Annotated in this window: 5 protein-coding genes; all 5 read left to right on the top strand. The window is 55.7% G+C overall.

Going from position 1 to position 5,783, the window contains the following annotated elements; all coding sequences use genetic code 11:
- Positions 1 to 1,026 precede the first annotated feature (1,026 nt).
- The 5 genes from IVA80_RS29975 (at position 1,027) to IVA80_RS29955 (ending at position 5,341) form a co-directional block, all read left to right on the top strand.
- Positions 1,027 to 2,106 (top strand): extracellular solute-binding protein, encoded by a 1,080-nt coding sequence (locus tag IVA80_RS29975; RefSeq protein ID WP_247438264.1) that lies wholly within the window; start codon positions 1,027 to 1,029, stop codon positions 2,104 to 2,106.
- A gap of 51 nt (positions 2,107 to 2,157) precedes the next feature.
- Positions 2,158 to 3,006: an ABC transporter permease gene (locus tag IVA80_RS29970; RefSeq protein WP_247438263.1), complete on the top strand. Its 849-nt coding sequence runs from the start codon at positions 2,158 to 2,160 to the stop codon at positions 3,004 to 3,006.
- A gap of 7 nt (positions 3,007 to 3,013) precedes the next feature.
- Entirely contained in the window at positions 3,014 to 3,916 is a 903-nt protein-coding gene (locus tag IVA80_RS29965) for an ABC transporter permease subunit (RefSeq protein ID WP_247438262.1), read from the top strand.
- The gene (locus IVA80_RS29960; RefSeq protein WP_247438261.1) at positions 3,917 to 5,002 is read left to right on the top strand and encodes an ABC transporter ATP-binding protein; all 1,086 of its coding nucleotides are present in this window, start codon (positions 3,917 to 3,919) and stop codon (positions 5,000 to 5,002) included. It begins immediately after the preceding gene.
- Between the two features lie 192 nt (positions 5,003 to 5,194).
- Entirely contained in the window at positions 5,195 to 5,341 is a 147-nt protein-coding gene (locus IVA80_RS29955; protein WP_247438260.1) for a hypothetical protein, read from the top strand.
- Positions 5,342 to 5,783 lie beyond the last annotated feature (442 nt).

Genomic DNA, 5,783 nt, shown 5'->3' with positions numbered 1-5,783 from the left:
TTCGCGCGCCGGGCCTGTCTGGTTCGTTGGCAGATGCGGCCCTATCTGAGCCCACTGCTTGTCGTTCAGCCAGAACAGTCCTTTGCGCATCGAAGTCCCCCGGGCCCGAATCAACTCGGCGCCATGGAATCAGAGATCGCTAATTAGGTACAGACCCTAAGTTAGGCGCATCTAGATGATGGTTTCTGGCGTTGTATGCGAAGGGGCGATGAAAAACCGCACGAAGGTAGATTAAGGAAGAGACTCCCGCGTCAATCCTCGGACGGCGACGCAGTTGGGGTGCTAACTTCTGACCGCGCGCGGTCCATACCGCTGAATGCTAGCCCCGGATCTAGCGCGCCGATCGCCGATATTCGTCCAGAAATTCTTAGAGATCGGTGGTATTGGGTCGTTTTTGACAGGGGCCCCGCAAGGCATTGTCCGCGCTCTCTTGGTCCCGGAGGGGAGTTCGACAAGCTTCTAGGTAACGGCAGCCGCATAAGTCAGCTAATTGTCGGTCCCCTCCAGCCGGCTTTGATGATCCATCTAGGCGCCATCTCCTTCACCTCCCTGCATCGGCTCTGTTGATGGCAAGGACCTTTGAGCGCCAGTCGCATCGGTCTATCGAGTTCAGGTTTTCGTGGCGGTGCTGCCAGCTGGGGCAGCGCGAGCGCGGCGAGCGAGCTCATCGTTGCTGTTTCGGCAACGCCTACCCCGGCATCGCCCACTTCCCAAGCTCCGAATGTCTCTCAACCTGCCTTGGCCCGAGCGTCAATCTGCCGACCGAGGCACAACTTCCCCGCATAAAACAAATGGTTTCCAACTTCCGCGCCGCTGTGAACGGCGGACTCGCCATCTAAATCCGTTGCTGCTTGCATTCCGCAGCATTGGCACCTGCCGGGGGCGCATCACAAAAAGCTTGGCATTTCGCAAAAAAAAGGCCGAATTTCTGCGAAACTGCCCCGTACTCCCGTTAAATTCCTCGCTGAAGGAGGTGCTATGCTGTCGAACAAAGCAGCTATGCGCCTTCAATAGGGAGAAACGGGCATGTCATCATCGCGTCGCGAATTTCTAAAAACCGCTGCCTCCGCCGCCGCTCTCGGCACGGGCATGTCGTTAGCAGGTGCTGTGGGCGCCCGAGTTGACGAGACGATTACTGCCGTCGAATGGGGCGGCAACTACGGCAACGAGATGAAGAAGCTTGCAGCCAAGCAGTCGGATGTGAAAATCAATTGGCAGCTCCACGCAGGCGGCGCCATGGCGATTTTGCCCAAGATTAAGGCGACATGGCCGCGGCCGGGTATAGACCTTCTGACCGGTTGGGATGCGTCGTGGCAAGCAATTGCCCGCGAGGGTTGGGCGGAGCCGGTGACGCTGGATAAGGTTCCCAATCTGGCCGACATTCCGAAAAAACTGCTGGTCAGGGACGGTGCTGGAAATATCATAAATATTCCGCGCACAATCACGTCGCTAATCTGGTTCTATCTGGAAGACAAAGTCCCATTCCAGATCACCAAGATCGAAGATCTTTTGGACCCCCGGCTAAAGGGAAAGATTTGTTTCCCCGTCCCCACACTGAACAACAACCTCCAAATGGTAACGATGGCTCTGCATAAAGGTGGCGATGAGAGAAATATGGAGCCAGCATGGGAGTTCATGAAGGCACTGGCGCGCAGCGGAAACATTGGACGTGTAGCGATCTCGGACACCGACATCACCAGTTCAACTACCTCGGGCGAGACTTGCATAGGCATCCGGAGCGGCCCGGGTGCGATTGAGGTGGGGCGTAAGTTTAAGACCCGACTCTTAAGCAAAATGGACAAGGAATCGGGTTTCAGGACCTTCGTTTTACAGGAGGGGTGGTGCGTTCTAAAGGGAGGTCGTACGGACGCGGCATTCAAGTTCGCGAACTTTGCAATCGGCCCGGAAGCCAACGCGGAGTTCAACCAGGCCATCCATGCGGTGCCTGCCAATATGAAATCGAAGATGCCCGACGAAACCAAGCCCATCGCCTTCAGCAACGAAGAGATGGAGAGGTACGTCTATATTCCGGATTTTGCTTATCTCTCATCACAGTTAGATACCTGGATGAAGCGGTGGGAGCAGGAAATCGCGCCGCTGCTTTAGCGGCAGAACGCGCACGATGAACCTACGCGTTGCGTTGCCTGGAGAGAACGAATGAAGTCTGCGAGATATAAACTGCTGCTGCTGCTTCCGGCAGTGGCAGTATTCGTTCTCTTCTTGGTGTTCCCGATTTTGATCGTACTCAATGAGAGTTTCCACACGTTCGAGCCCGGTCGAATTGGATCGGTCGAAGGAGGTCCGCTTACTCTTGCAAACTATGCGGAGCTCTTTCAACCGGTCTATGGGCAGTACTTTGCCCAGACATACGTTCTAGCGATCTGCTCGTCTGCCGTCTCTATCGTATTTGCTTTCCCGATTGCCTATTGCATCGCGAGAGCTGAATTTGCATGGATGCAGAAAGCTTCGATCTCCGCGATTGTTGGACTCATGTTCCTAAGCTCTCTCGTGCGGGTCTATGCGCTTGAACTGACTTTCGGCTCCACCGGAGTACTTGCTCCACTAATGTCGATTATGGACATCAATACTAATAGCCGGCTCTATATCAATTTCGTAATCCTCGCGGGATTGCTTCAATATTGCATACCGATGTCAATCCTGATCCTGATCGGGGCGATCAAAAATCTGAACCCGCGCCTGACTGAGGCGGCTCTGTCTCTTGGCGCCCCTGCGCTTGCGGCTCACCTCACCGTAACGATCCCTTTATCCATCCGAGGGATTGTGTCGGCATTTTTGGTCTCAATGACCCTTGGCGTAAGCGCATTCGTCATACCCTTGATTCTTGGGCGAGGGCGCATCCTGTTCATTTCGAATCTTATTTACAGCCGGTTTAGCGAGATCGCCAATTATCCGAGCGGCGCGGCGATTTCGATTGTCATGATGGTCCTCGCGTTGCTTCTGATCCTTGTGATGTCTAGACTGGCGACGTCACTTGAACGCGCGTGAGAATAAGATGCTCAGCACCAAAGAGAGGCTCAACGCGGAAGTGACGGTCAGAACAAAGGCGCTCGTCAGCGCGAAACCGATACTCAGCAAGCGACGTGTTGATAGCCTTCTTACTGTCGCCGTGACTGCGATCATTGCGGTGACAGCGTTGTTCCTGCTGTTCCCGGTCGTCGTAACCGTACTGATGGCGTTCGATGCGCGCGACTACATCGGTCCATTCCCTCCGACGGAGCTTTCGACCCGATGGTTCGGCAAGCTCCTTGAGGATACGTACATATGGGCGGGCTTCAAAACCAGCCTGCTACTGGCAGCTGCCACGACCGCCGCTGCGGCAGCTATCGGTGCGCTGGCAGCTTTAGCGATCAGCTGGATGTCGCCACGATGGCGTGACTTTGTCACTACCATGTTTCTGTCGCCCCTCGTCTTGCCAGGGGTGATCATCGGTTTTGGTCTGCTCATGTTCTTTGCGGCTTTTAACCAGGTGCCGGTCTTTCTAAAACTGTTTGCAGGTCACTTGATCATCACGCTTCCCTTCACGATAAGAATGACGCTGGTCGGACTTGCCGGGATCAGCCAAACGCTACGCGAGGCGGCACTATCGCTCGGTGCGAACGAGCGCCAGGTCTTCTTCACGATCACATTGCCACTCGCCAAGAATGGTATTGCCGCCGGCGCGATTTTTGCTTTTGCGACCTCCATGGACGACGTTGCGGTCAGCCTGTTCATGAGTGACTTCCAGACGTATACGCTTCCCCTCGCGCTCACCACCCTAATCAAGTCGAGCTTCGATCTGACCATCGCTGCGGCCGCAGTAGCACTGATGGGCCTTACGATTGTTCTACTGATCGTGCTTGACCGCGTGCTCGGGCTCGAGCGGGCAATGGGGCATGGAACCAATAGGATTCGGTAGATGAATGTTCTTGAACTGAAAGACGTCACGAAAAAGTATGGCAGCTTCACTGCAGTCGAAAACGTGTCGCTGGAGCTAGAGCCAGGGAAGGTGCTTTCTCTCCTCGGGCCAAGCGGCTGTGGAAAAACGACTACATTGCGCATCATTGCAGGTTTTGCCGTACCGGATGGCGGGACCGTTCAAATTGCGGGCGAGGATGTCGGCCAGCTGAAGCCTTATGAGCGCAACGTAGGACTGCTGTTTCAGGATTATGCGCTCTTCCCTCACATGACGGTGGCCCAGAATGTTGCCTACGGAATGCGGTACCGAGGAGCACCGGCAGCTGCGATACCTTCACGGATCAAGCAGATGTTGTCGCTTGTACAACTGGGCGGAATGGAGGCGAGATATCCCAATCAACTAAGCGGCGGACAGCAGCAGCGTGTCGCGCTTGCGCGGGCGCTCGCAACCGATCCAAAGGTTGTTCTTCTCGATGAGCCATTGTCGGCACTCGATGCCAAGCTTCGACTCGAATTGCGCATCGAGCTGAAGGAAATTCTCAGATCTGTCGGGGCCACAACGATCGTCGTGACGCACGATCAAGAGGAAGCTTTGAGCCTGGGCGACGAGGTCGTCATCATGCATGCTGGCGGGATCGTTCAGCGCGGAGCTCCGACGCAGATTTATCAATCGCCCGCCAACAAGTTCGTCGCTGAGTTCGTTGGGCGGTCCAATTGGTTCCAGGTAATCAGGAGCGGTCAATCGGTTGCGGGCTTCACCTCCTACATTACCAGCGATGGAGTTGAGATCCGGGCGAAGTCGCCGCCATCCGGTTACAACGGCGGCTCTGATCTTTGCGTGCGACCGGAACACATTGAGCTCATCGACAGTGCCGCTCCTGAGGCGCTTCGCGGCGCAGAACACAATAGCATGACGGGTGTTGTTCTCGACGTGGCATCTCTTGGTCCTGACGTGCATGTCGTTGTTGAGCTTCCTGGAAAAGCCCGTGTGCTGGCGATCCGCAAGAACGCTGGGAGGATCCAAGGACTTGCCCCCGGTCAATGTGTGCGTGCCGTCTTTTCGGCTGCGGATGTGCTCGTATTTTGAATTGGATTGGAGGCAGGGCGACTGTTGTGTGAGAACAGATGGAAATAGCAAACAAACGCAAAGCCTTGATCGGATTGTAGTCTACTGACGAATGCTCCATCAGGAGTCTAACAACTTAAAGCGACGCAGCATGAACCCGCTGATCGTGGCGACACGGTCCTGATGGCTCTCTTCAAGAAACGTTTGCCTGCGATGAAACGCTCCGCAAAGCAGACGAGCGTCGCGCTCGAGGTGCTGTCGATCTTCCCGTACTCGTTCGGTGATCTCACGGGAAAATTCGTTGCTACCTCCTATTCGGTCGAGCCGTTTTTACTCCGGCTCGCGCTGAACTCGCGGTAGCGTGACCACTTCATCCACCAGCCATGGCTCCGCCGTTTCCGTGGTATATCTCGCCCCTCCGATCTTCGTCACCGCCTTCTCGGGAATATTCTGAACGACAGGTCGCCGGCCGCCAGCGACGGTGGACTACGGTCCTGATAGGCTTCCGTGGTGTCTTGATCGCGCTGCATCCCTGGTCGCAGAGTCTGGCGACGCTGATCCCGCTTGCGCCAGCCTATAGTTTGCGAGCTGATGGGCAGACTGCGCGGGAGGTCCCTATTGTGATAGCCTTGCTCGTGTCTTTGCGGCACCTTCTACTTGGTATCGCGCTCTGAGCTTTCAGTAGCTACCGCCCACGGCGTCCGAGCTATGCGGGATTTTGGGTGACGAGGTGATCAGGCGGCGTGGTTTGCCGGCATGTGGATGACCTCGATGCCGTCGTTGAATCTGACACCTGCGATCA

Origin of the sequence: Bradyrhizobium sp. 139, assembly GCF_023074175.1 — a bacterium.
GTDB lineage: Bacteria > Pseudomonadota > Alphaproteobacteria > Rhizobiales > Xanthobacteraceae > Bradyrhizobium.
The sequence above is the reverse complement of the archived record's forward strand: the minus strand, read 5'-3'. Positions and strand labels throughout refer to the sequence as shown.

Bases quoted from the DNA above. Each gene is read 5' to 3' on its own strand.
- IVA80_RS29970 (WP_247438263.1), top strand. From the start codon at position 2,158: ATGAAGTCTGCGAGATATAAACTGCTGCTGCTGCTTCCGGCAGTGGCA.
- IVA80_RS29955 (WP_247438260.1), top strand. From the start codon at position 5,195: ATGAAACGCTCCGCAAAGCAGACGAGCGTCGCGCTCGAGGTGCTGTCG.
- IVA80_RS29965 (WP_247438262.1), top strand. From the start codon at position 3,014: ATGCTCAGCACCAAAGAGAGGCTCAACGCGGAAGTGACGGTCAGAACA.
- IVA80_RS29960 (WP_247438261.1), top strand. From the start codon at position 3,917: ATGAATGTTCTTGAACTGAAAGACGTCACGAAAAAGTATGGCAGCTTC.
- IVA80_RS29975 (WP_247438264.1), top strand. From the start codon at position 1,027: ATGTCATCATCGCGTCGCGAATTTCTAAAAACCGCTGCCTCCGCCGCC.